The organism is Buttiauxella cochleicola (assembly GCF_021283185.1).
Classification (GTDB): domain Bacteria; phylum Pseudomonadota; class Gammaproteobacteria; order Enterobacterales; family Enterobacteriaceae; genus Buttiauxella; species Buttiauxella massiliensis.
Map to the genome: position 1 here is coordinate 40427 of NZ_JAJSOS010000002.1, position 25106 is coordinate 65532.

Sequence of the window (25106 nt, forward strand, 5' to 3'; positions counted from 1 at the left end):
TTTCATTAACTTTAATCGGTAAGAGAATCTTTAAAATAAGAGCACACTAATTGTGCGAAATAGCAGCGGCTATATTTTATAGATTGTACAAAAAATATAGGAATATAGACTTTGCTATGTTGCTAACTTATTGAGTAACAACCATTAACTTATAAATCCTTTCCAGGTCATCAATGTTTTTCACCCGGATGAGCAAGCGGCGTTGTTCTAATTGCAACACCAGAACACCATCCTCAGATAAATTCATTTCTTTAATTCGGGAATATAAAACCCATACATTCGCGAAGAAGAAACCTTCTGTTTTAAACAGTAATTTAGGTTGTCTAATCCACGAAATATAAATAGCAATGAGTGCCAGCGCAGATAATAACCAGGTAGTGACCGGAGCGCCGCCAGAGGTGACATTGTTGTAGATGAGGATAGCAACCAACCCGAAGAAAATGGTTCCGTCGATACGGTTGCGGCGCAGAAGGGGAACTTTCAGCAGGGTTTTGCCTTTGAGCTTATCCATGATGAACTCATCGTAAACCGCCCATGCAAGCAACAGCACAATAAATACCAGCAGAACTACATCCGTCAAAGTCATAACACTACCTTCACTCTAAACAATAAAAAACCGGGGCAAGGGCCCCGGTTCGTATAACAAACTAATTACAGGCCTAGCAGGCCGATAGCATAACCGACAATACCAATAACGAAGAAGCCCATGATGATCCACAGCGCGTTGACTTTCTTACGCAGCAGCCACATACAAGCAAACGTTAACAGCAGTGGCACAAGGCCCGGCATCAACTGATCAAGAATAGTTTGAACGGTGGTCACTTTCACAGCGCCAGTCTGGTCGGTAATCTTCGACACGACTAGCGGTATATTAACGTGTGTCCACTTGTTAACCAGCGCCCCCATGACAAACAGGCCGAGAATTGACGCCCCCTCAGTCAGTTTTTGCAGGAAGCCGCCGCCCATATCCTTAACGATATCGATCCCTTTGCGGTAACCATAAGCGACGCCGTAATAACGAGTCAGCAAACGCACGGCGTTAAACAGGATGAAGAACAATAGTGGGCCAAGCAGGCTACCGCTCATTGCGATACCAGCACCAAGTGCTGCGAATACTGGACGTACGGTACCCCAGAAGATTGGGTCGCCTACACCAGCCAGCGGCCCCATCAAACCAACTTTGATACCGTTAATGGCACCATCGTCAATCTCTGCACCGTTTGCACGCTGTTCTTCCATCGCAAGCGTAACGCCCAATACAGGAGCCGCAACGTATGGATGGGTGTTAAAGAATTCCAGGTGACGCTTAATTGCTTGTTTACGAGCATCGTTATTTTCAGGATACAGGCGTTTAATTGCCGGAATCATTGAGAAGCAGAAGCCCAACGCTTGCATACGTTCGAAGTTCCAGGAACCCTGGAAGAGGTTTGAACGCATGAACACCGCACGAATATCACCTGGGGTGAGTTTTTTCTCTGTAGTCGTTGTTTTGGTGGTATCAACCATTTCGCTCACCTATTAATCTAATTCGTTGTCGAGATCGTTAGAACCAGCAGCATGCGCCGGGGCCGCGGAACGGTTGTATTTCGGGCTCAACTGGATGTACAGAATTGCCATCACAGCACCAATTACACCCAGTGCTACCAGGTTGAAGTTGGTGAAAGCCGCGGTAACGAAGCCCAGATAGAAGAATGGCATCAGGTAGCCTGCGCGCATCATGTTGATGACCATCGCATAACCTACAACAACAATCATGCCACCGGCGATGTTCAGACCGCTGGTTACCACTTCAGGAATGGCATTCAGCATGTTCTGTACTTCACTGGTACCGACGGAAACGGCAACGATAACGGCAGGGATTGCGATACGCATTGCTTGCAGGAACAGGGAGGAAACGTGAATCCAGGAGAGCGCCGACAGGTTGCCATTTTCGGCGGCCTTATCTGCTGCGTGCTGGAAGCCCACGGTAATAGTACGAACGATAATGGTCAGTACCTGGCCTGCTGCTGCCAGTGGAATGGCCAGAGCGATACCAGAGCCGATGCCCTGATGCCCGGCTATAACCAGTATGGTTGAGATAATTGACGCAAGTGCTGCATCGGGAGCAACTGCCGCACCGATGTTCATCCAACCCAGCGCGATCATTTCAAGCGTACCACCGATAATAATACCGGTTTTCATATCACCGAGTACCAGACCGATTAAGGTACAGGCGACCAGCGGACGGTGGAACTGAAATTCATCGAGCACCGACTCCATACCGGCAATACAGGCTACGACAAACACCAGCACAATCTGAAGAGTGGTAATCTCCATTGTACTTCTCCTTAAACGTGTGACTTATGTGTGAAAACTGAGCAAAACGTAGAATTAAGCAAATCACATCAGTAATTAGCTTTTCACCTTCGCGATCAGATCCATCATTTTCAATTTTTGATCGGTTGAAACTTTACGGGCTTCGAGCTCAATGCCGCGCTCGTTAAGTTTCTTGAAGGCTTCAATATCTTTTTCATCGACAGAAATCGCGTTGTTAACCTGGGTTTTACCCTGGCGGAACGCCATACCACCGATATTGACTGACTTAATGTCCACTCCACCTTCCACGACGCGTTCAACATCGGTTGGGTTAGTGAACAGCAGCATCACACGGTCGCCTGCATATTTCGGGTTATTCCACACGCGGATCATTTTCGCGACGTCAACGACGTGTGCCGTCACACCAGGAGGAGCAACTTGCGTCAACAGTGTTTTACGCACGGTATCGGCTGCCACTTCATCACTGACAACAATAATGCGTGTTACGTTAGTTTCTTTGGTCCAGCGGGTTGCAACCTGGCCATGAATTAAACGGTCATCGATGCGCGCCAGACCGATATTCATGTAGTCCTTCGGACCCATTGGCTTGAGCGGTGCTGCGGCTTTAGGTGCAGCAACAGGCGCAACAGGTACAGCCTTTTCGACAGGTTTAGCTTTCAGGGCTTTAACCCCTTCACGGCCTGTTTCAACAGCAATTGCCACTAACTCATCAAATGAAGGGTTATCATCACGAGCCATCAGGGTTTCAACCAGCATCGGAATATTGACCCCGGCGACGACCTCGTAATGCTCTTTATCGACGACAATACGGCTGGCTGCATTAAACGGGCTACCACCCCAGGTATCGACGAGAAACAGCACACCTTTGTCGGTGTTCAGGTTTGCCAGTTGAGCGTTGTATTTTTCAATTAGGGTTTCGGCGTTTTCACCGGGAACGAAATCTATCCAGCCAACATTTTCTTGTTCGCCCAATAGCATTTCTGCGGTTTTCAGCAATTGTTCTGCTGCCCAGCCATGCGTGCCTATGACAATAGCAATGGTCACTTGCTACCTCCTGTGTTGGTATAGCCACACCCTTAATAAGGTGTTTTGTAGATTATCCGTTTCTTTAGCGAATCGATTCAGATAACGGTATGAGTAAAGATGTGTAACTTAAGACGGATTTATTTTAGTCAGTGAAAAAAATATTTTATGTGATGAAGATCCGTAATTTAGGTTTGCTAACAACTTAATGATTCTTGGGGCAAATAATGAACGAGGTCAATGACAGTAAAATTGCAAAATCAGGTAAATCTTTGCAAAAGGGTATTTTGCTCTGATATTGTTTGCATCTCGTTTAATTGCTTAGGAGTAAAGGGCAGTAGCCCACCGTATGGACCGTCATCGACGTCTTTTCAATTTCAGGTCTGAAAACTCAGTCCTTCACATTGGCGTTTCACGCCCCGTTAATACCTCAATTTGCCTCTTTGCGTCCGCCTTGCGCGCGATGCCGATGAGTTATTCCCAAAGCAGGAGCTTGTCATGGAACTCTTAATGGATCCCCAAATATGGGTGGGTTTACTGACGCTGATTGTGCTGGAAATAGTGCTGGGTATTGATAACCTGGTCTTTATTGCCATCCTTGCGGATAAACTTCCACCAAAACAAAGAGATAAAGCGAGGCTTATCGGTTTATCCCTTGCTTTGATCATGCGACTCGGTTTGCTGTCGTTAATCTCATGGATGGTAACACTCACCCAGCCGCTGTTTACCATCGCCAACCTGACGTTCTCAGGACGCGATCTCATCATGCTCTTCGGTGGCCTGTTCTTGCTGTTTAAAGCGACGACGGAGCTGCACGAACGGCTGGAAAACCGCCAGCATGATGACGGGCACGGTAAGGGTTACGCCAGTTTCTGGGTGGTGGTATTGCAGATTGTGGTGCTGGATGCGGTGTTTTCACTGGATGCGGTTATTACCGCGGTGGGCATGGTAAATCACCTGCCAGTGATGATGGCGGCGGTCGTCATCGCGATGGGTGTGATGCTGATGGCGTCCAAACCGTTAACGAATTTTGTTAACCAACACCCTACGGTCGTGGTGCTGTGCCTGAGCTTCCTGTTGATGATTGGTCTGAGCCTGGTAGCAGAAGGCTTCGGTTTCCATATTCCTAAAGGCTATCTGTACGCGGCGATTGGTTTCTCGATCATCATCGAGTTTTTCAACCAGATTGCGCGTCGTAACTTTATTCGCCATCAGTCAAATGTACCGTTGCGTGCTCGTACGGCTGATGCGATTTTGCGTTTGATGAATGGCAAACGCCAACAGCGTTCGTCTAATGAAGACAACAAAACCATCACGCCAATTGAAGCAGAATCTTTTGCTGAAGAAGAGCGCTATATGATTAACGGTGTGTTGACGCTGGCATCTCGTTCGCTACGCAGCATTATGACGCCGCGTGGTGAAATATCATGGGTGGATGCCGATAAAACCACTGCTGAAATTCGCGAGCAACTGCTGGAATCTCCGCATAGCTTGTTCCCGGTTTGCCATGGGGAGCTTGATGAAATCATCGGCATCGTGCGTGCCAAAGAGTTGCTGGTAGCGCTGGAAAACGGTGGTGATGTGGTTTCTATTGCTGCGCGTTCACCTGCAATTGTAGTTCCGGAAACGCTGGACCCGATTAACTTGCTGGGTGTGCTTCGTCGTGCTCGCGGTAGTTTCGTTATCGTTAATAACGAGTTTGGTGTGGTTCAAGGGCTGGTAACGCCGCTGGATGTTCTGGAAGCTATCGCTGGTGAATTCCCTGATGCCGACGAAACACCCGAAATCGTGCGTGATGGCGATGGTTGGTTAGTTAAAGGCTCAACCGACCTGCACGCGATTCAGCAGCATCTTGATATCAACAATCTGGTGAACGATGAGGAAGACATTGCTTCTATCGCCGGTTTGGTTATCGCTGTGAATGGCCAAATCCCTAAAGTGGGTGATGTCATTGAGCTGGCTCCGCTACGCATCCAGATTGTCAAGGCCAACGATTACCGTGTGGACTTGGTTCGTGTGGTAAAAGAACGCTCTGAACATGAAGACGAAGAAGAGTAAATTAGCGTAGCGGGATAATGGGAATAACGTGACCATTCCTGCGTGGGGGCGGCGTGCTGCTCCCCAGCCAGCGCGGAAACTCTTTCAAAGGCATTGGCCGCGCATACAAAAATCCTTGTAGTACATTTACGCCGTGGTTACGCAGATACTCTGCTTGCTGCGGCGTTTCAACACCTTCCGCAACTAAACCAATTTCTAACCGCTGCGCCAGCGCAATAATAATGTCAGTCACTGTCGAATTGACTGCATCGGTCCCAATCGCTGCAGTAAACGACTTATCGATTTTCAGCACGTCTGGATTTAATGTTTCGAGATAAGCCAGTGAACTTTGACCTGTACCGAAATCATCTATAGCCAAATCGACTCCCATGCGATGTAAATCGCGTATCACCCGAAGATCGACATCTGGTAAGGCATCACGCTCCGTAAGTTCAAGGGTCAGTTTCTGTATAGGGTGGGCTGGGAACCAGTAGTGGCGCAAATCTTCGATAATCTCGCCATTATGGAAATGACTTGCCGCGATGTTGATCCCGATATTGAAATCAGGGGATTTCGGAAAGATATCAAGATTACGTACTGTTTCTGAAAGTACAAATCGTGTTAGTGGTGCTATCAAATTTTGCTGTTCAGCAAGTGGGATAAACACATCAGGTGAAATCCAGCCCTGGCGGGGATTATTCCACCGCAAAAGTAGCTCCACACCAACACATTGAAGATTACGTGAGCTGACAAGTGGCTGGCAAAAAACTTCGAACTCATCCAGGGCAAGCCCAAGATTAATTTCCCAGGAAAAACTCATTCGGTTCGCGGTGGCGAGCCACGTGATATAGCCAATCAACATGCTTAGGATCAGTGCAAGGGGCAGTTGCGTTGGCATATTTTCTAATGCCAGTTGACTGGAGGATGGGCCAATAATAGTGACGGAAAAAGGAAATATATCGGATTCCAGCTCATGGCTGACTTGCCCGTCGTCAACAGTAATTCGGGGTAGTAACCCTTTCCCATATTCATAATGCGAACCGGCGACATTTAACATCGCACGGGAGACCCAGGGGCGTCTGGGTTCAAGCATAAATCCCGATAGCAACTCAATATTAATAATTTGCATAACACCGTCATGCTGACTATTGCGCAGAGGATGCCAGGATAGAAGAATCGGCGTGCCTTTCAGTAGCGTATGGTCTATCGAGAGGAATAAGAGTGGTATTGATGATGGCAAGCGCGGCTGGACCAGATCAATGGGTATTGAGCGTGGGCCAAAAATACTTGAGCAATAAAAGATATCATCCTTAATTAGGCCAATATCACGTACTGTTTGCATACGCGCCACTAATTCACGCATCCTCAGTTGCGCGGCTTCACATGATAACCCCATTAACTGCATCGCATCTTTGCTTGCCAAATCAAGCGGTACCAGGACGTTTTCAAGTGAACTGACTGCTCGTTGGTTAAATGCGTGCATACGTTGTTCATTTGAATCACGATCGGCAATATAACGCGCGCTGAGTGTCAGCAGCAGGACTATTACGGCTAACGCAACGCAGACAGTTAAACGTCTGCGGCGATAATCTCTTAATATGCGTTGTGCCGTCTGCATCCGCGACCACCTTGTTTAGAACCGCAACCGAAATCGGCACACAGAACATTCCAAGTGTAGTGGGGGATTGGATATCCGAAGGGAAAATCATACTTTTAGATGAGCGCTAATGGAGTCTTTCGTGCAAGCGTCGCAGACACGACGCTTGCTATTTTAGTGAATATTTAAACCAACATTTGGCTTATCAAACTCAGATGCGTTTTAACCCCCACTTTCATAGCATCTTCATCCAACAGGAAGTGAGGGTTATGAACATTCCACACAGCGCCTTTGTCGGGATTTCGACAACCGACGAAAATAAAGCATCCCGGAACATGTTGCTGATACGAAGAGAAATCTTCACTCCCAAATAACGGTGTTGTTACCGTGTGCAGCGTTTGAGGCGGGAAATTTTCTTCGATAACTTTGCGCGCAATCTCGCAGGCAGAAGCATGATTATTCCCTACGGCATAACCCGCTTGCCACTGAATATCAAAACTTGCTCCGTGAGCGGCAACAACCCCTGCAATCACTTGCTGCATGAGTTGCGGAACCTGCTCACGCACTTTTTGGTTGTGTGTGCGCAGTGTACCGGCAAGATGGGCACTATTCGGGATGACATTGTAGCTTTCACCCGACTGGAAAGTGGCGATGGTTAATACTGGCGCGTGCAGAGGGTCGAGCTTGCGGGCGACAATTTGCTGCAATGCGCTGACTATTTCTGCACCGATAACTATTGGGTCAATACACAGGTGCGGCATCGAGCCATGACCGCCTTTCCCGGTTATCACAATATCGAAATTATCGCTTGATGCGCTGAACACGCCTTCTTTCAATGACAAGGTTTGCGTGGGCTTATCTGGCATCACATGCAGACCAAAGATGTATTCGACATCTTGCAGCACGCCCAAATTTACCAGCTCTTGAGCGCCGCCCGGTGGCACTTCTTCCGCATGCTGGAAAATAAAACGTACCGAGCCTTTGAGCCTGTCCTGAAAATGACACAGTACTTTTGCCGCACCCATTAACATCGCCGTATGGGCATCATGCCCGCAGGCATGCATCACACCAGGTTTACATGAGGAGAAAGCTTCGCCGCTCTCTTCCTGAATCGGCAGGGCATCAATATCCGCACGTAGCGCCCATACTGGGCCAGGGAGTTTTCCCTTCAATTCAGCCACAACGCTGTTTGGTGTCAGACGACGCAACTCAAGCGACCCAAAGCTTGCTAACTCTGAGGCGATATAATCAGCGGTGGCTTGCTCCTGAAAAGAAAGATCCGGGTTGGCATGAATATGCTGGCGCCAGCGAGAAACGTCATGGGCCACTTCGTCAGTCAGAATATCGATATTGAAAGTCATAATAGCTCCGTTATTCGGTCACAGTGTTCAGCGCGGTTCTTTTTGCCATCAATGGTAAGACGGCCAGCGCTGCGCAGATCATCGACAAGGAAAGGAAGATAAACGTGGTGTTGTAGTCCTGGCTTGTGCCAATGAGGTAGCCCATCACGATAGGAGAAACAAAACCGCCCAGGGTGCCACCGGTATTAATCAGGCCAATGGCAGCCCCCATGGTTTCTACTGGCAGGCGTTTCATCGGCAAAGTGAAAGCCGTAACAAAACTGCCCATCAAAAAAACCTGTCCGAGGAACAAAAACACACTGGCGGTGACGGGCGAAGGCATGTGGTAAATGGTGAAGATGCACAGAGCACTGGCTATAGAGCAGGCAACAATCACCAGTGGCTCGCGCCCCTGAAAATATTTACCGACCAACCAACCGGTGCCAAGCGATGAAATCCAGATACCTAAGCCTCCGGCAGCAATCACAAGCCCTGAGGTTTCAAGCGGCATATGGCGCTGTTGTACCAAAAACTTTGGTAGCCAGGCCATCAAACCATAACTGGGAATATTGATGCAGAAGATAGAAACGAATAGCAGTATCACGGTTGGATTTTTCAACAGCGTGCGATAACTGGTGGTAGAGGTGGCTTTCGTCGTGACGGGCGGTTTACTCACCAGCATAAAGATAACTACGGCAACTGCGCAGGCCATCAAACCGAGCCCGGCAAACGAGCCGCGCCAGCCAATATGCGTTAATGCGCTGACTGCCACCATCGGGCCAATGGTCATTGCAAGTCCGGCCGACGAGAGCAGGATTGATTGGGCGAATGTCCGTTTTTCAACGCTAAAATTACTGACCACCGCTTTGGCGCAGGAGCATGGGTATCCTGAATGACCGATTCCCGCCAGGAAGCGGAAGACTATCAACATACCAAAGCTTAACCCCAGAACACCGAAACAAAGCGCAAATCCACCGAGTAGGCAGAGTGAAGCAACCAGCATGCTACGAAAACCAATGCGGTCATTTAGCCAGCCTGCCGGTATTTGAAACAGTGAGTAAGAGAGGAAGAAAATGCCGGTGATGTACCCCAGTTGCTGTGTGGAGACGCCAAACTCTTTTTCGATAGGCAATAATGCGAAGCCCATCACCGTTTTATCTATATAGACAATGACATAGCCCAGAAATAACAGGAAAATCATCAAGGAGTGGTTTTTTTTCATCGTGCGGACCCTTATGCGGAATTCCGTTCCAGGAGCGAATCGCCCCGTTGGTTGCAGCGTTCATATGGATAACTCTGATAGCTATATAAGCAGTGCGGGTATTCTCGCAAAAGATGCAATTTTGTTTGGGGTGATGCTTTTTATTGATAGGGGTGTGCATGAAGTATTTGCCGAAAATGCAGCAATTACATGTCTTCAGACAAGTGGTGCGCAGCCGCAGCATCCGTGGAGCTGCGCGAGTAATGGGGCAATCTCAGCCAGCGGTGAGCAGGACATTACGAGAGCTGGAGCAAACTTTATCAGCGCAACTATTTCTGCGCGGAAACGAAGGCATCACCTTAACCGAGGCAGGAGAGGCATTTTCCCGTCGGGCTGAGTGGATTCTGGAGGAACTACAGCGTGCGGCCGAGGAAGTGGAACAAATTAACCACTTTTCACAAGGCAAACTGACCATTGGTTTTTCATCATTGATTGCATTAAGTGTTTTTCCGGCCGTAGCCGACAGCTTTAAATCACGCTTGCCGCAAGCAAGTTTGCATATCAAAGAAGGGCAACTGACAACATTGCTGCCGCTATTGCAACAAGGAGAGCTCGATCTGGCTATTGGGACAATCAATCCTGCCAAAGTGCCTGAAGATGTCATTGTTGAGCCGCTGTTTAGCGCACCATTCTGTGTGATTGCCCGGCGTGAACATCCCTTAGCGCAGGCGACATCACTTGCCCAATTACGCAGGGCGAAATGGTTATTACCGGAAGCAAATATCGGTTATTACCAACAGCTGCAAGATGAACTCAATGAGTTTTATGGCCAGATGCATGAAGCACCGATTCGCACAGATTCAGTGATTTGTGGGCTCAATATGGTGCTGCATTCGGATTATTTGACGATAGTCGCCCGAGCGATGAGCACACCATTATTCTTACAGGATAGGCTGACCGTATTACCTATAACGACGCTACCATCGGCACAGTATTGCGTTATCTGGTCACAGAAGTCGGACTTAACAGCGACGGCGCGACAATTTTTATTAGCGCTGCGTCAGCAGTGTCAAAATTATCCGTGGTAGATTTGGTGGAATAGATTGGCCCTCTTTGCAGAGGGCCAGATTGGATTAGTCACACTGTACTTTGATTGCCAGGCCGCCACGTGAAGTTTCACGGTATTTGGCGTTCATGTCTTTGCCTGTCTCGTACATGGTTTCGATAACTTTATCGAGCGATACACGCGGTTCGCTGGTGCGGCGCATAGCCATACGGGTGGCATTGATCGCTTTCACGGATGCAATGGCGTTACGTTCGATACAAGGCACCTGAACCTGGCCTGCAACCGGGTCGCAGGTTAAACCCAGGTTATGTTCCATACCGATTTCCGCTGCAACACAAACTTGCTCTGGGCTTGCGCCTAAAATTTCAGCAAGACCTGCGGCAGCCATAGAACAGGCCACGCCCACTTCACCCTGACAGCCGACTTCTGCACCAGAAATAGACGCATTCATCTTGTATAGCGCACCAATTGCACCTGATGCGAGGAAGTAGCGGATATAGGTATCCGGGCTGACTGACTCGATAAAGTGGTCATAGTAAGCAAGCACAGCAGGAACGATACCGCAGGCACCGTTAGTAGGTGCAGTTACCACACGCCCACCAGCAGCGTTTTCTTCGTTAACGGCCAGCGCAAACATGTTCACCCAATCGACCACATTCATTGGGTCGTTAGACAGTTTATCGCTAGAAACCAGCATACGGCGCAATGCAGAAGCACGGCGTGGCACACGCAATGGGCCAGGCAGAATGCCTTCGGTGTTCACACCACGGTCAATACAGGCACGCATGGTTTGCCAGATGTTGGCAAAATAGTCTTCAATTTCTTTACGACTATGTAAAGCTAGCTCGTTCTGCATGATCACGCCGGACAGTGACATACCTGTCTCTTTACAATGATTCAGCATTTCTTCGGCGGAATTGAACGAGTAAGGCACCACGATTTCGTCAACGGCGTCTTTGCCAAAGTTTTCTTCATCAACGATAAAACCACCGCCGATGGAGTAGTACGTTTTGGTGTAGATCTCTTGATCGCCACTGAACGCGTGAATAGTCATGCCGTTTTCATGCAGCGACAGGTTGTCGTTGCGGAAACACATACCTGAATCTTTCGGGAAATCGACTTCATGGCGGCCCTGGGCCAGCCACAAACGACCACGGGTTTCAACATCACGGATAAACGCCGGGATTGAATCAATATCGACGGTGGCAGGTTCGTTACCTGCAAGACCCATGATAATAGCGATATCGGTGTGGTGCCCTTTACCTGTCAGAGACAGGGAACCGTAAACATCGACTGCAATACGTGTCGTGCTTTCCAGTAATCCTTTTTCGACCAGATCATCGACAAACAACTTACCGGCCTTCATTGGACCGACGGTATGGGAACTGGATGGCCCAATGCCGACTTTGAACATGTCGAATATGCTAATCACACAAAACTCCTTCCAAGGCACCAGATAAATAAAATTTGCTGCTGCAAAATCGCAGTCAGCTAGTTTAAAAATTTATTGCTCACTGTAGTAAACTATTCACATGAATTAAACTAATGTTTAACTATAACTTGACTAATCCGGCCTGTGAATGCGGTTGTCGGGGGATAAGCATAGAGTCAATTACCATTTATTATTACCCATGACATATACAAGGGAATGAAACTGCAGCAAGACACTCTGCTAAATATAGCCGTTTTTACAGGATTAAAGAGTGATCAGGGTTCCACGCTTATCTGCAAGGCTAATTCACGGATGATTCCGGCCGTCATGCCCCAGACAAAATAGTGCTGATACCAGGAAAGCCAAACTCGGTGGGCGTTGCCACGACGGTGAATATCCAGCGGATGGTAACGGCCAAGTGTAAGGGCTTCCATCAATGGCATTTCAAATACTGCCGCGACTTCATCCTCACTGGCATGGTAGGGCAAGTCGGGTGGAATAATGCCTACAACCGGGGTGACCTGAAATCCCGTAACGCTATCAACCGGCGGCAAAGTACCGATCACTTCGACACTGTCAGGAGAAATGGCGACTTCTTCCCAGGCTTCGCGCAGCGCAGCCGCAATTAACGACTCATCCGTGTCATCAACCGCACCACCGGGAAAGGCCACTTGTCCAGCATGTTTGCGCATCATGGCTGAACGCTGCGTCAGAAGCAGTCCGGGTTGCGGGCGGCGGACGATAGGGATCAACACGGCGGCCTGGCGTTTATTACCGCTCATTCGCGTTGCTGGCGGTTGCAGCAGTTGAAAACGCGATAAAAAATCGTTCATGGTCAAGGAGGAACCAGACATTCATCAACTCTCTAATTGCGGCAGAATACGATTAACTTTATCAAAGGTTTCCTGATATTCCGCAGATTCAACACTATCGGCAACTATGCCACCACCTGCAGAGCAGTACAGTTTGCCGCCTTCGGCAGTGAGTGTCCTGATGGTAATACTGGTGTCCATATTGCCGCAGAAGCTCAGATAACCAATGCTGCCACACCACGCATTGCGTCGTTGCGGTTCCAGTTCTTCGATGATTTCCATGGCGCGTACTTTTGGTGCTCCGGTAATAGACCCCCCCGGGAAGCACGCACGCAGTAAATCTGTTGCTTGTAGATGTTGTGGCAACTGTGCAGTGATCGTACTGACGAGGTGATGAACTGCCGGGAATGGCTCGACAACAAAAAGTTCTGGCACTTTTACGCTGCCCGGCACGGCGACCCGGCCAATGTCATTCCGCAGTAGATCGACAATCATCAGGTTTTCGGCCCGATCCTTTGGCGAGTTGGCTAGCTTTTCAGCTTGCTGTACATCGGCAATGGGGTCGGCAAGGCGCGGCAAAGTGCCCTTAATCGGGCGCGTTTGGATATTCTTGCCTTCGAGCAAAATAAAACGCTCAGGAGACAGACTAAGAATTACACTTTCAGGTAGACGAATAAAGGCACTAAATGGCGCACGATTAGCGGCGTTGAGTTTCTCAAATGCTTGCCATTCATCACCTTCGTAACAGGCGTTAAAGCGCTGCGCGAGATTGACCTGGTAACAATCGCCACTTTTGAGATATTCCTGTACCTGCCGGAATTTAAGTCCATACTGCTCGCGGGTCATACTGGAGCGCCACGCGCTCGTCAGGCGAAACGGCTTAACAACCGGAGCTATTTGCGCTTCCAGCCAGTTAAGTCGTGCAGAACATTCACCCCAGCAAATAAGTGTGAGTTTTTTGAGTTTATGGTCGGCAATCAAAGCCCAGTCATAAATGCCAATTGCCATGTCCGGAGTGTTGAGATCGGCCTGTGCAATTTCTGGTACTTTTTCGAAATGACGACCCAGATCATAACCAAATAATCCCAACGCACCGCCCAAGAAAGGTAATTCCGGGTGAGTTGCTGGCTGGTAGCCAAAACTGTCCAGCGTTTGCTGCAACAGTTGTAGTGGGTCGCTATGATGAGTCGAGCTGACTCCTTCCACGCAGATTGTCGTTTGAGCGCCATGGGTTACTAAAGTTGCACGCGGCTCGGCCACCAGAATATCAAAGCGATTATGGGGATGTTCAGCAAAGCCGGAATGCAGCAGCATCGCCCATGGTTGCTGTGCAATAGCTTTGAAAGTGTGTTGAACGGCATTCGAATGCCATGGCAAAGTGCGAAAAGTTAGAGTTTGCAACGTCATAAACCACAACTAAAAAAGAGACAGATCATCCTGCTTACCTGGAAACCCTCTGGAATCAATGAAAGCAGCGTGAAATAATTAACCCAGGCAATGTAACAGGAGTCGAAAATGTTTTCAGGATTACCCTCATTATCCCACGAGCAACAGCAAAAAGCCGTTGAGCGAATTCAGGAACTGATGGCTAACGGCATGAGTAGTGGTGAAGCCATCACTATGGTCGCAGCAGAAATTCGTGCCAATCATACCGGTGAAATGGTCGCAGTCCGTTTTGAGGATGATGATGTCGGCGACGCAGAAAGTGATGAAGAAAACGAAAATGACGACGAAGAAGAACACTACGTCGATCATTACGAAGAAAATGACGACGATAAGTAACGCGGGCCGAAACCCGCATTTCTTCACACTGCCGCGATAATCTTAATTTCTACTTTGTAACGCGGGTTCATCAATTTTGCCTGCACGGTACAACGTACCGGTGCATGACCCGCTACAACCCACTCGTCCCAGGCTTTATTCATGGCTGCAAAGTCAGTACTTTCTGGCAGGAAGATCGTGGCATCAAGAATTTTACTCTTATCGCTGCCTTGCTCGAGCAGTACTGCGTCGATCTGCGCAAGGGTGTTTGCGGTTTGTTCGTAAGCATCCGCATCCAGATTTTCCGGCACACCGGTGTAGTACAGGGTGTTGTTATGAATCACCGCATCTGACCAACGTGCTTCCGGTTTTATACGCACAATACTCATCACTGTTTCCTTTTCAGCTCACTTATATTTGCGCTACAGCCTGCCACAATCTGCAGATGGCTTCCACAGGCTTGCTGGATTAACACCGCTCACACTGACATAATCACTGTCAATAAACCCAGGGGGTATTGTGACAGACGATTTTGCAGCAGATGGCCAACTCGCCACGGCGATAAAAGGTTTTAAACCGCGTGAACCGCAACGCCAGATGGCGCAAGCCGTCACTAAAGCTATTACTTCCGGGCGTGAGCTGGTGGTGGAAGCGGGTACTGGCACCGGTAAAACCTACGCTTACCTGGCCCCAGCTCTGCGTTCAGGCAAAAAAGTCATTATCTCGACCGGATCAAAAGCTTTGCAAGATCAGCTTTTTTCCCGTGATTTACCCACCGTTGCTAAAGCACTCGATTTCAAAGGGCGGCTGGCGCTGCTTAAAGGGCGATCTAACTATTTATGTCTTGAGCGCCTGGAGCAAAATGCGCTGGCGGGCGGGGATCTACAAGTTCAAACGTTAAGCGATATCGTTAAACTGCGTGGCTGGGCGATTGAAACGGTAGATGGCGATATCAGCACTTGTGCAAGTGTTGCTGAAGACTCAGCCGTTTGGCCAATGGTCACAAGTACCAACGATAACTGTCTTGGGCAAGATTGCCCGCTCTACAAGGATTGTTTCGTAGTTAAAGCGCGTAAAAAAGCCATGGATTCGGATGTGGTGGTAGTGAACCACCATCTCTTTCTGGCCGATATGGTGGTGAAAGAGGGCGGCTTCGGTGAACTTATTCCCGAGGCCGAAGTGATGATTTTCGATGAAGCGCACCAAATCCCCGATATCGCCAGCCAATATTTCGGCCAATCAGTCTCAAGCCGCCAGTTGCTCGATATAGCCAAAGACATCTCAATTGCCTATCGCACAGAAGTGCGTGATGCGCAGCAATTGCAAAAAAGCGCTGACCGTCTGGCGCAGAGCACACAAGATTTTCGTCTGCAAATGGGCGATCCAGGCTATCGCGGTAACTTACGTGAGTTACTGGCTGAACCGTCAATTCAACGGGCCTTGCTGCTACTCGATGATGCGCTTGAACTTTGCTACGACGTTGCAAAACTTTCACTTGGCCGCTCCGCATTACTGGATGCGGCATTTGAGCGGGCAGTGATTTTACGCGGACGTATCAAACGACTCAAAGAGGTTGATACCCCAGGCTACAGCTACTGGTATGAATGCAATGCGCGCAACTTCACGCTTGCTCTGACACCGTTATCGGTTGCCGATAAATTCCAGGAAGTGATCAGCCAAAAAGCAGGAACCTGGATCTTCACCTCGGCAACGCTTTCAGTAAATGATCAACTTAGCCACTTTACTGAACGCCTGGGGATCGCTAACGCAGATACGCTGTTACTAGCCAGTCCGTTTGATTACGCCAGTCAGGCATTATTGTGTGTGCCACGTGGACTACCAACACCCAACCAACCGGCAGCTGGCAGACATCTTGCCAAAATGCTCAAGCCGCTAATCGAAGCCAACAACGGTCGTTGCTTCATGCTGTGCACATCTCACTCGATGATGCGTGATTTAGCAGAACAATTTCGCGCCACCATGACGCTGCCAGTTTTACTGCAAGGTGAGACCAGCAAAGGCCAGCTATTGCAGCAGTTTGTCGATGCCGGTAATGCCTTGCTGGTGGCAACCAGCAGTTTCTGGGAAGGGGTTGATGTGCGTGGTGATGCGCTCTCCCTGGTGATTATCGACAAGCTACCGTTTACCTCACCTGACGATCCGTTGCTGAAAGCACGCATGGAAGATTGCCGTCTGCGTGGTGGAGATCCCTTTGAGGATGTGCAACTTCCTGATGCTGTTATCACCTTAAAACAGGGCGTAGGCCGCTTAATTCGTGATGTCGATGACCGCGGTGTGTTAGTGATTTGCGATAACCGTCTGGTGATGCGTCCCTACGGTGCAGTATTCCTCAATAGCCTGCCACCAACGCCGCGCACGCGGGATATAAATCGGGCAGTTGAGTTTCTTAACTTCCGTCCGGCGCAGTAATTTGTGCCAGGCTATGGTATGATGCGCGCCGATTTTTGACCCTACTTTTTACCGCCAGAGGTTGGCAAATCATGCGAATTTTAGCCATCGACACCGCGACAGAAGCTTGTTCGGTTGCCCTGTATAACGAGGGGACTTCCTGTGCCCGTTTCGAACTCTGCCCACGTGAACATACCCAACGCATATTGCCGCTTGTCCGCGATATTCTCAATGAAGGGGGCGTTGGTCTGACCGCATTGAACGCCCTTGCTTATGGCCGTGGTCCTGGTAGTTTTACCGGCGTGCGCATAGGCATTGGTATTGCGCAAGGGCTGGCCTTGGGCGCTGAATTGCCAATGATTGGCATATCTACACTTGCCACCATGGCGCAAGGCGCATGGCGTGTGACGGGTGCTACCCGTGTGCTGGCCGCAATTGACGCGCGTATGGGGGAGGTTTATTGGGCTGAATATCAGCGTGATGAAAATGGTGTCTGGCGCGGTGAAGAAACTGAAGCAGTGTTAAAACCTGAAGCGGTTGCTGAGCGGTTGAAACAACTACAGGGTGAGTGGGCTACTGTTGGAACGGGTTGGCAGGCCTGGCCGGATATGGCTCAGGGCAGTGAACTGGTCATCCGTGATGGAGAAGTCACCTTGCCTGCGGCGGAAGATATGTTGCCTTTGGCGATTCAGGCATTAAATGCCGGACAGACAGTTGCGGTTGAACATGCCGAACCGGTTTATCTGCGTAATGAAGTGACCTGGAAGAAACTGCCTGGCAGAGAGTAGTTCCCGACGTTTTCGTGAAGCGAAATTGCGTTAAGGAGAAAGGATATGGCTGGTTTACATGTCAGGATTGTTACCCGGGTTTTAGCCATCGTGGCTGTCATTGCGCTTAGCGGTTGCGTCAGCATACCTGATGCCATAAAAGGCACCAGCGCCATGCCTCAACAAGATTTAGTCCGGGTGATGAATGCACCACAGCTCTATATCGGGCAAGAAGCACGCTTCGGTGGGCGAGTGGTGAATATTGATAACAAGCAGGGCAGAACACGGCTGGAAATTGCCACCGTTAATCTCGATGAAGGTGCGCGTCCAGAGTTAGGTGAGCCTTCCAAAGGGCGTATCTACGCGGATGTGAACGGTTTCCTCGACCCTGTAGACTTCCGTGGTCAGTTGATAACCGTGGTTGGCCCAATTACTGGCGTAGTTGAAGGTAAAGTGGGTGAGAGTGCGTACAAATTTATGGTGATGCAGGTGAATGGCTATAAACGCTGGCGTGTCACTCAACAAGTGGTAATGCCACCGCAACCGATAGACCCGTGGTTCTGGGGCGGGCCGTATCCTTATCGTGGTCGTTACGGCTATGGCGGTATGTGGGGTGGCGGATGGTATAATCCAGGCCCTGCACAGGTACAGACCATCGTAACTGAGTAACAAATTGCTTTACTGAAATGAAGAGGCAGCGGCATGTTCGCTGTCTCTTCGTTTTATCATGGAATAAAAATAATTAGTGATGCGCTTCGCAACCTTAAATCAGTCTAATTAATAAACTGGTACGCTGAGTTAATATTATGTTAACAGCGTGTTTATATATTGGGGTTGTGATGACGACGAATATTAAATTCAGAGGTGGATCCTTGAAGAAGGTTTGGCTTAACCGCTACCCAGCCGATGTTGCGGCTGAGATAAATCCTGACCGTTATCAGTCCCTGGTTGATATGTTTGAGCAAGCAACGGCACGTTATGCCGATCAGCCTGCATTCATGAACATGGGTGAAGTGATGACGTTCCGTAAATTGGAAGAGCGGAGCCGTGCGTTTGCTGCGTATTTACAACAGGGTCTGGGCCTGCAAAAGGGCGACCGTGTTGCGTTAATGATGCCGAACCTGTTGCAGTATCCGGTCGCGCTGTTTGGTATTCTGCGCGCGGGTATGGTGGTGGTGAATGTTAACCCACTGTACACACCGCGTGAGCTTGAGCATCAGCTTAATGACAGCGGTGCCAGTGCGATTGTGATTGTCTCGAACTTCGCTCACACCCTCGAAAAAGTGGTCGAAAAGACCCAGGTTAAACACGTTATTTTGACGCGTATGGGCGATCAGCTCTCTGCGGCAAAAGGTACGTTGGTTAACTTTGTTGTTAAGTACATCAAACGTCTGGTACCGAAATACCATCTTCCTGATGCCATTTCATTCCGTAGTGCTTTGCAACACGGATACCGTCTTCAGTACATCAAGCCTGAAATAATCAACGATGACCTCGCCTTCTTGCAGTATACCGGCGGGACGACAGGCGTTGCCAAAGGGGCGATGCTGACGCACCGCAATATGTTGGCGAATCTTGAACAAGTTAGAGCGGCCTACAGCCCGCTTCTATTTGAACGTAAAGAGCTGGTTGTTACCGCATTGCCGCTCTACCACATCTTCGCTCTGACCATGAACTGCCTGCTATTTATTGAACTTGGCGGACAGAATTTGCTGATCACCAACCCACGTGACATTCCGGGGCTGGTGAAAGAGTTGGCTAAATATCCATTTACCGCAATGACTGGTGTAAACACGCTGTTTAATGCGCTGCTGAACAACAAAGAATTCCAGCAGCTCGATTTTTCAAGCCTGCATCTTTCCGCGGGTGGCGGTATGCCTGTGCAGCAAGTGGTAGCCGAACGTTGGGAAAAACTAACAGGGCGCTTCCTGCTTGAAGGTTACGGTCTGACCGAGTGTGCCCCATTAGTGAGCGCCAATCCCCACGATATGGATTACCACAGCGGCAGTATCGGTTTGCCAGTACCTTCCACCGAAGTAAAACTCATCGACGATGAAGGTGAAGAAGTTCCGCCAGGTGAACCAGGGGAGCTGTGCGTCAAAGGTCCACAGGTGATGTTGGGTTACTGGCAACGTCCGGATGCAACGGATGAAATTCTGCAAGACGGCTGGTTGCGTACCGGTGATATTGCGGTGATGGATGACGAGGGCTTTATGCGCATCGTCGATCGCAAAAAAGATATGATTCTGGTCTCAGGCTTTAACGTCTATCCGAACGAAATTGAAGATGTCGTTATGCAACATAGTGGTGTGCTCGAAGTTGCAGCCGTTGGTGTTCCTAGCGGTGCTTCTGGTGAGGCGGTAAAAATCTTCGTCGTGAAAAAAGATGCATCGCTCACCGAAGAAGCGCTGATTGTTTTTTGCCGCCGCCATCTTACTGGCTACAAAGTGCCTAAGCTGGTGGAGTTCCGCGAAGAGCTGCCAAAATCGAACGTTGGCAAAATATTACGACGAGAACTACGTGACGAATCGGTCAGTAAAGGCAACAATAACGCCTGAGCTCCGAGTCAGTCGCCCTAACGCCGGTTCAGCCGGCGTTTTTTATGGGCGCATACCTAAGAGAACTGAATTTGACTTACCAAATGATTACTACCGACGAAGGCCTGGCTACCGTTTGTGAGGCTGCACGTCAATTTCCGGCTATTGCGCTGGATACTGAATTTGTTCGTACACGGACATACTACCCGCAACTGGGTTTGATCCAGCTGTACGACGGGGAAACCGCTTCGCTTATCGACCCGCTGACGATTTCTGATTGGTCATCATTCAAAACGTTGTTGCAAGACACTGCGGTGATTAAGTTCCTGCACGCTGGCAGCGAAGACCTTGAAGTGTTCCTCAACGCGTTCGGCATATTGCCTGACCCGTTTATTGATACACAGATTCTGGCGGCCTTTAGCGGGCGTCCACTCTCTTGTGGTTTTGCCACCATTGTTGAGTCGTTTACCGGGATTGCGCTGGATAAAAGTGAATCCCGCACCGACTGGCTGGCACGTCCTCTGACTGAACGTCAGTGTGATTATGCTGCCGCTGATGTGCTCTATCTGCTGCCTATTGCGCACAAGTTGATGGAAGAGACACAAGCAGCGGGTTGGATGGAAGCGGCGCTGGATGAATGCAACCTGATGGCCTCCCGTCGCCAGGATGTTCTCGATCCTGAAGAAGCCTGGCGTGAAATTGGTAACGCATGGCAGTTAAGAACGCGCCAGTTAGCTTGCCTGAAAAAACTGGCATCGTGGCGTCTGCGTAAAGCGCGTGAGCGTGATATGGCGGTTAACTTCGTCGTACGCGAAGAACACCTCTGGCAGGTTGCACGCTATATGCCGGGATCGTTAGGTGAACTTGAACATCTTGGCCTGAGCGGCAGTGAAATTCGTTTTCATGGTAAAACGCTGTTGGCGTTGGTTGTTGAAGCCCAGGCGTTATCTGATGATGAACTACCTGAACCGCTGAGTAATCTGGTCGATATGCCGGGTTATCGCCGCGTATTTAAAGCTATCAAGGCGTTGGTTCAGCAGGTGAGTGAAACTTGTGGTTTAAGTGCAGAGTTACTTGCTTCACGCCGACAAATTAACCAGTTGCTGAATTGGCATTGGCAATTAAAAACCCAGACTACACAGCCGGAATTAATCAGTGGCTGGCGTGGACGTGTAATGGGTGAAGCTTTAAAAACGTTGCTGGCTGATTTTTAATATTTGTTGAAGGTTACTGGGAATAATTACAGGGTTTTTACCAGGTGATAATTGAATATACCCACTAACCTTTAAGAATAGTCTGCATTAAAAATTGTCATTGCGTAAAAATAAATAAGCCTCCGGGATAATTCCAGGAGGCTTATTACGTAAAGTGTATTACGCGGATTTGGTTGTTGGTTCCTGAGTTTCTGGCAATGTGACGTTAAGCTCCAGAACAGAAATATCGTCATCCTTTTGATCGAGAACGACTGTTAACATCTCAGGATCGATTTTTACATATTTGCAAATGACTTCCAGAATATCGCGTTTTAGCTGCGGCAAATAATGAGGTTCACTATCACCACGGCGACGTTCTGCAACGATAATTTGCAGACGTTCTTTTGCAATGTTGGCGGTGTTCTTTTTCCGTGAGAGAAAAAAGTCTAGTAATGCCATAACTTATCCTCCGAACAGGCGTTTGAGGAAGCCTTTCTTCTCTTCTTCAATGAAGCGGAAAGGGCGATCTTCGCCAAGCAGACGCTCAACAGTATCTGCATAAGCCTTACCAGCGTCAGCCTCCTGGTCAAGAATGACCGGCTCACCCTGGTTTGAAGCACGCAGCACAGATTGATCTTCAGGAATAACCCCGACCAATGGAATGCGCAGAATTTCCAGCACATCCTCCATGCTTAGCATGTCGCCGCGGTTTACACGGCCCGGGTTGTAGCGAGTTAACAGCAGGTGTTCTTTAATTGGCGATTCACCGTTTTCGGCACGGCGAGATTTTGAAGAAAGAATGCCGAGAATGCGGTCTGAATCGCGCACTGATGAAACTTCAGGGTTCGTCGTGATAATTGCTTCATCAGCAAAATAGAGCGCCATTAATGCGCCTGTTTCGATACCCGCGGGTGAATCGCAAACGATAAACTCAAAGTCCATATTTTTCAGATCTTCGAGTACTTTCGCCACACCTTCACGTGTAAGGGCATCTTTATCGCGGGTCTGCGATGCTGGAAGAATGTAGAGTTGCTCGGTGCGCTTATCTCGGATCAACGCCTGATTTAACGTGGCATCGCCTTGAATAACGTTAACGAAGTCGTATACCACGCGGCGCTCACAACCCATGATTAAATCCAGGTTACGCAGGCCAATATCAAAATCGATAACGACGGTTTTTCTTCCCTTTTGGGCCAAACCCGTAGCGATGGCCGCGCTGGACGTGGTCTTACCGACGCCCCCTTTACCCGACGTAACAACAATAATGCGTGCCATAAAGGAATTCCTTGTTAAAAGGGCTTAATTCAAAGATTGAACGGAGAGAGCACCGCTCGCCAAACTCAGGCGCGCCGCTTTCCCATAATAATTGGCTGGTATTTGTTCACTTAGCCAGTATTCTCCCGCTATTGAGACCAGCTCAGCAGCAAGATTAGTACAGAATATTTGTGCATCACGATCGCCACTGGCACCCGCCAGAGCACGGCCACGCATCATGCCGTAAACATGAATATTACCATCTGCTATAAGTTCTGCACCGGCACTGACGTGATTGGTGATAATCAAATCACAGTTTGGCGCATAAATGCGCTGACCGGAACGAACCGGGGCATCAATCAAACGCGTTTTTGTGATCGGGCTAACAATTGGTTCTACTGATACCGCAACCTCAGCGGGAGTGGCCCTGGAACGCGAATTCTTTTCTTTCCCTTCAGTCAGTAGTGGCAAGCCAGCGAGTTCGATTTCTCTCTTCAACGCTTCGTCTTTACAACCACTTATACCGACTACTCGCAAACCGGAAGAAACTACCGCTTGCTGGACTTTCTTCCAGTTAACTGAACCATCGAGGCTGGCAACATTCACCACCACGGGTGCATTTTTCAGAAAGGCCGGAGCCTGGGATACTTTGTCCTGAAGGGCCTGGAGAATGACTTCGGGTTGTGCATCATGTAAATGAAGCACTGATAAGGTAAAACTGCTGCCTTTTAACTCGATTGGCGTGTTTGACATCCTGGCCTTACTCAATTCAGTTTTAATCCCCACCTGTGTGGGACGATATTCCGAAGTACATCTGGCATGTTATAGTCACAGATATATTCAGGCAAGCCACCATCTGGCGAAAATAGAGTAAAAAAAATGTTTTGTGTGATCTACAGAAGTAGCAAACGTGACCAAACTTATCTTTATGTCGAAAAAAAAGACGATTTCTCACGCGTACCTGAAGAATTGATGAAAGGTTTTGGTACCCCACAATTGGCAATGGTATTACCGCTTGATGGGAGTAAAAAACTGGCTAATGCTGATTTTGATAAAGTAAGACAAGCTCTCAAAGATGTTGGCTATTATTTACAATTGCCGCCACCGCCTGAAAGTTTGTTAAAAATGCATCTCGAAAACAGTCCGAAAAAATAAGTTTAGGACTACTGCCAAATCTTTCCTGAACATAAAGGTAGATGATATTTAGAACAAATAACCGCGGGGAAAAAGATGAACACTCCAGCAATTTGTTTAACCGTCATCACCTTTATGTTGACCAGTTTTAGCGCTCTATCTTCTGACAAGCAGGCGCAATCCATTGTTAATCCCTCAGTTGCGACGCAGCCAGAGACTACGCCTGCACCTACAACGCTTGCGCAGCAAGGGCGAAACCCCGCGGAATTTCCGGCCTTTGTTGAGACACTAAAAGAACAAGCCCGCCTCCAGGGAATTAGCGATAGCACCATCAACAAGGCATTCGCCAGCATTCATTTCGTTGATCGGGTCATCAAATCCGACCAGAGCCAGCTTGAAAAGAAAATCATGCTGGATGAATATCTGTCTCGGGTCATTACGCCACAAAAGATTGAACAAGCGCGCGCACAATATCAGCAGCACCGAAATGAATTAGAAGCCATCAGCAATCGTACTGGTGTACAAAGTCAGTACATCGTTGCTCTGTGGGCGATGGAAAGCCATTTTGGCGAAATTCAGGGTAAAGAGGACATTGTTTCTGCGCTGGCAACGCTGGCATTTGAAGGGCGGCGTGAAGCGTTCTTTACCAAAGAGTTGATGGCTGCATTAAAAATTCTCGACCAGGGCCATATCACCGTGCAAGAGCTTAAAGGTTCATGGGCGGGGGCAATGGGGCAAAGCCAATTTATGCCAAGTTCCTATTTGCGCTATGGCGCGGATGGTGATGGTGATGGGAAAGTTGATATCTGGACTAACATCAGTGACGTTTTTGCTTCAACCGCTAATTATCTGGAGACTGAAGGATGGAAGGCGGGTGGAGAATGGGGCAGAGAAGTCACGCTTCCCGAAGGTTTTGATAGGTCGCTTGCCGGAACCAAAACAGATCAGAGTAAAACAGTCAGCCAATGGCAAAAATTAGGTATCACGTTAAAAGACGCAACCACGCCACCTGCACCTACTCGAAAAGCCTGGATTATCACGCCTGATGACAACCTGGGGCGCTCGTTCCTTGTCTACAATAACTTTCGTACCATCATGCACTGGAACCGCTCTTACTACTTTGCGATAAGCATCGGTACCATGGCAGATGCGATTGCACAATAACTCTTACACGTCGGTATTCAGCCGCAATTTTTTTCTCTAGTATCAAAGGTAATTAACACAACG

The 25106-nt window shown here is 48.8% G+C and carries 23 protein-coding genes and 1 pseudogene; 10 read left to right on the forward strand and 14 right to left on the reverse strand.

Annotation, left to right across the window (positions count from 1 at the left end):
* Positions 1-127: 127 nt before the first annotated feature.
* The 4 genes from LVQ76_RS03140 to manX all read right to left on the reverse strand — a co-directional run bounded on the left by LVQ76_RS03140 (position 128) and on the right by manX (position 3360).
* Positions 128-586 carry a DUF986 family protein gene (locus LVQ76_RS03140; RefSeq protein ID WP_232864956.1) on the reverse strand — a complete coding sequence of 153 codons (459 nt, stop codon included), beginning with the start codon at positions 584-586 and terminating at the stop codon, positions 128-130.
* Between the two features lie 65 nt (positions 587-651).
* Positions 652-1506, reverse strand: a complete 855-nt coding sequence (locus LVQ76_RS03145) for a PTS mannose transporter subunit IID (protein ID WP_120066780.1) — start codon at positions 1504-1506, stop codon at positions 652-654.
* Positions 1507-1518: 12 nt separating this feature from the next.
* The gene (locus tag LVQ76_RS03150; RefSeq protein ID WP_232920942.1) at positions 1519-2316 is read right to left on the reverse strand and encodes a PTS mannose/fructose/sorbose transporter subunit IIC; all 798 of its coding nucleotides are present in this window, start codon (positions 2314-2316) and stop codon (positions 1519-1521) included.
* Positions 2317-2391: 75 nt separating this feature from the next.
* Positions 2392-3360: a PTS mannose transporter subunit IIAB gene (gene manX / locus LVQ76_RS03155; RefSeq protein WP_064511860.1), complete on the reverse strand. Its 969-nt coding sequence runs from the start codon at positions 3358-3360 to the stop codon at positions 2392-2394.
* Positions 3361-3837: 477 nt separating this feature from the next.
* On the opposite strand from manX, the gene yoaE reads away from it, so the two are divergent.
* A complete protein-coding gene (gene yoaE / locus LVQ76_RS03160) occupies positions 3838-5397 on the forward strand; it encodes a TerC family protein (protein ID WP_232864958.1) in 1560 nt (519 codons plus the stop codon).
* Between the two features lies 1 nt (position 5398).
* Here yoaE and pdeD read toward each other — a convergent pair whose 3' ends face one another.
* From pdeD to LVQ76_RS03175, 3 genes are all read right to left on the reverse strand, one after another.
* Complete coding sequence (pdeD, locus tag LVQ76_RS03165; RefSeq protein WP_232920943.1) at positions 5399-6994, reverse strand: cyclic di-3',5'-guanosine monophosphate phosphodiesterase PdeD; 1596 nt, start codon at positions 6992-6994, stop codon at positions 5399-5401.
* Positions 6995-7158: 164 nt separating this feature from the next.
* Positions 7159-8334: an amidohydrolase gene (locus LVQ76_RS03170; RefSeq protein ID WP_232920944.1), complete on the reverse strand. Its 1176-nt coding sequence runs from the start codon at positions 8332-8334 to the stop codon at positions 7159-7161.
* Between the two features lie 10 nt (positions 8335-8344).
* Complete coding sequence (locus LVQ76_RS03175; protein WP_232920945.1) at positions 8345-9535, reverse strand: MFS transporter; 1191 nt, start codon at positions 9533-9535, stop codon at positions 8345-8347.
* A 158-nt stretch (positions 9536-9693) separates the two neighbouring features.
* On the opposite strand from LVQ76_RS03175, the gene LVQ76_RS03180 reads away from it, so the two are divergent.
* Positions 9694-10602 carry a LysR substrate-binding domain-containing protein gene (locus tag LVQ76_RS03180; protein ID WP_232864962.1) on the forward strand — a complete coding sequence of 303 codons (909 nt, stop codon included), beginning with the start codon at positions 9694-9696 and terminating at the stop codon, positions 10600-10602.
* A 45-nt stretch (positions 10603-10647) separates the two neighbouring features.
* On the opposite strand, the gene sdaA is transcribed toward LVQ76_RS03180, so the two are convergent.
* From sdaA to pabB, 3 genes are all read right to left on the reverse strand, one after another.
* Positions 10648-12012, reverse strand: a complete 1365-nt coding sequence (gene sdaA, locus LVQ76_RS03185) for an L-serine ammonia-lyase (protein ID WP_232920946.1) — start codon at positions 12010-12012, stop codon at positions 10648-10650.
* 275 nt (positions 12013-12287) lie between these two features.
* Positions 12288-12866: a CoA pyrophosphatase gene (locus tag LVQ76_RS03190; protein ID WP_232864964.1), complete on the reverse strand. Its 579-nt coding sequence runs from the start codon at positions 12864-12866 to the stop codon at positions 12288-12290.
* Positions 12867-12869: 3 nt separating this feature from the next.
* Complete coding sequence (pabB, locus tag LVQ76_RS03195; protein ID WP_370640058.1) at positions 12870-14231, reverse strand: aminodeoxychorismate synthase component 1; 1362 nt, start codon at positions 14229-14231, stop codon at positions 12870-12872.
* Between the two features lie 108 nt (positions 14232-14339).
* Here pabB and LVQ76_RS03200 point away from each other — a divergent pair.
* A pseudogene (locus LVQ76_RS03200) lies at positions 14340-14513 on the forward strand (YoaH family protein); the annotation flags it as partial.
* A gap of 116 nt (positions 14514-14629) precedes the next feature.
* Here LVQ76_RS03200 and LVQ76_RS03205 read toward each other — a convergent pair.
* Positions 14630-14974: a RidA family protein gene (locus LVQ76_RS03205; RefSeq protein ID WP_034455214.1), complete on the reverse strand. Its 345-nt coding sequence runs from the start codon at positions 14972-14974 to the stop codon at positions 14630-14632.
* Between the two features lie 130 nt (positions 14975-15104).
* Here LVQ76_RS03205 and yoaA point away from each other — a divergent pair, with 130 nt between their 5' ends.
* The 5 genes from yoaA to rnd all read left to right on the forward strand — a co-directional run bounded on the left by yoaA (position 15105) and on the right by rnd (position 21512).
* Entirely contained in the window at positions 15105-17015 is a 1911-nt protein-coding gene (yoaA, locus tag LVQ76_RS03210; RefSeq protein WP_232863421.1) for a DNA repair helicase YoaA, read from the forward strand.
* Positions 17016-17086: 71 nt separating this feature from the next.
* Complete coding sequence (gene tsaB / locus LVQ76_RS03215; RefSeq protein ID WP_232863422.1) at positions 17087-17782, forward strand: tRNA (adenosine(37)-N6)-threonylcarbamoyltransferase complex dimerization subunit type 1 TsaB; 696 nt, start codon at positions 17087-17089, stop codon at positions 17780-17782.
* Between the two features lie 45 nt (positions 17783-17827).
* The gene (locus LVQ76_RS03220) at positions 17828-18430 is read left to right on the forward strand and encodes a Slp family lipoprotein (protein WP_232920949.1); all 603 of its coding nucleotides are present in this window, start codon (positions 17828-17830) and stop codon (positions 18428-18430) included.
* Positions 18431-18633: 203 nt separating this feature from the next.
* Positions 18634-20319 (forward strand): long-chain-fatty-acid--CoA ligase FadD, encoded by a 1686-nt coding sequence (fadD, locus tag LVQ76_RS03225; protein WP_154148806.1) that lies wholly within the window; start codon positions 18634-18636, stop codon positions 20317-20319.
* A gap of 83 nt (positions 20320-20402) precedes the next feature.
* Entirely contained in the window at positions 20403-21512 is a 1110-nt protein-coding gene (rnd, locus tag LVQ76_RS03230; protein WP_232921162.1) for a ribonuclease D, read from the forward strand.
* A gap of 159 nt (positions 21513-21671) precedes the next feature.
* Here the strand turns inward: rnd and minE are convergent, their stop codons facing one another.
* From minE to minC, 3 genes are read right to left on the reverse strand one after another with little or no spacing between them, the layout of a single operon-like run.
* Positions 21672-21950 carry a cell division topological specificity factor MinE gene (minE, locus tag LVQ76_RS03235; protein WP_232920950.1) on the reverse strand — a complete coding sequence of 93 codons (279 nt, stop codon included), beginning with the start codon at positions 21948-21950 and terminating at the stop codon, positions 21672-21674.
* 3 nt (positions 21951-21953) lie between these two features.
* On the reverse strand, positions 21954-22766 hold the full coding sequence (gene minD, locus LVQ76_RS03240; RefSeq protein ID WP_064511844.1) for a septum site-determining protein MinD: 813 nt from the start codon (positions 22764-22766) through the stop codon (positions 21954-21956).
* Between the two features lie 24 nt (positions 22767-22790).
* Positions 22791-23498, reverse strand: coding sequence for a septum site-determining protein MinC (gene minC, locus LVQ76_RS03245; protein WP_232920951.1), 708 nt, complete (start codon positions 23496-23498; stop codon positions 22791-22793).
* 126 nt (positions 23499-23624) lie between these two features.
* Between minC and LVQ76_RS03250 the strand changes: the two genes are divergently transcribed.
* Positions 23625-23900, forward strand: a complete 276-nt coding sequence (locus LVQ76_RS03250; protein ID WP_232920953.1) for a YcgL domain-containing protein — start codon at positions 23625-23627, stop codon at positions 23898-23900.
* A 75-nt stretch (positions 23901-23975) separates the two neighbouring features.
* Positions 23976-25043, forward strand: a complete 1068-nt coding sequence (locus LVQ76_RS03255; RefSeq protein WP_232920954.1) for a lytic murein transglycosylase — start codon at positions 23976-23978, stop codon at positions 25041-25043.
* Positions 25044-25106 lie beyond the last annotated feature (63 nt).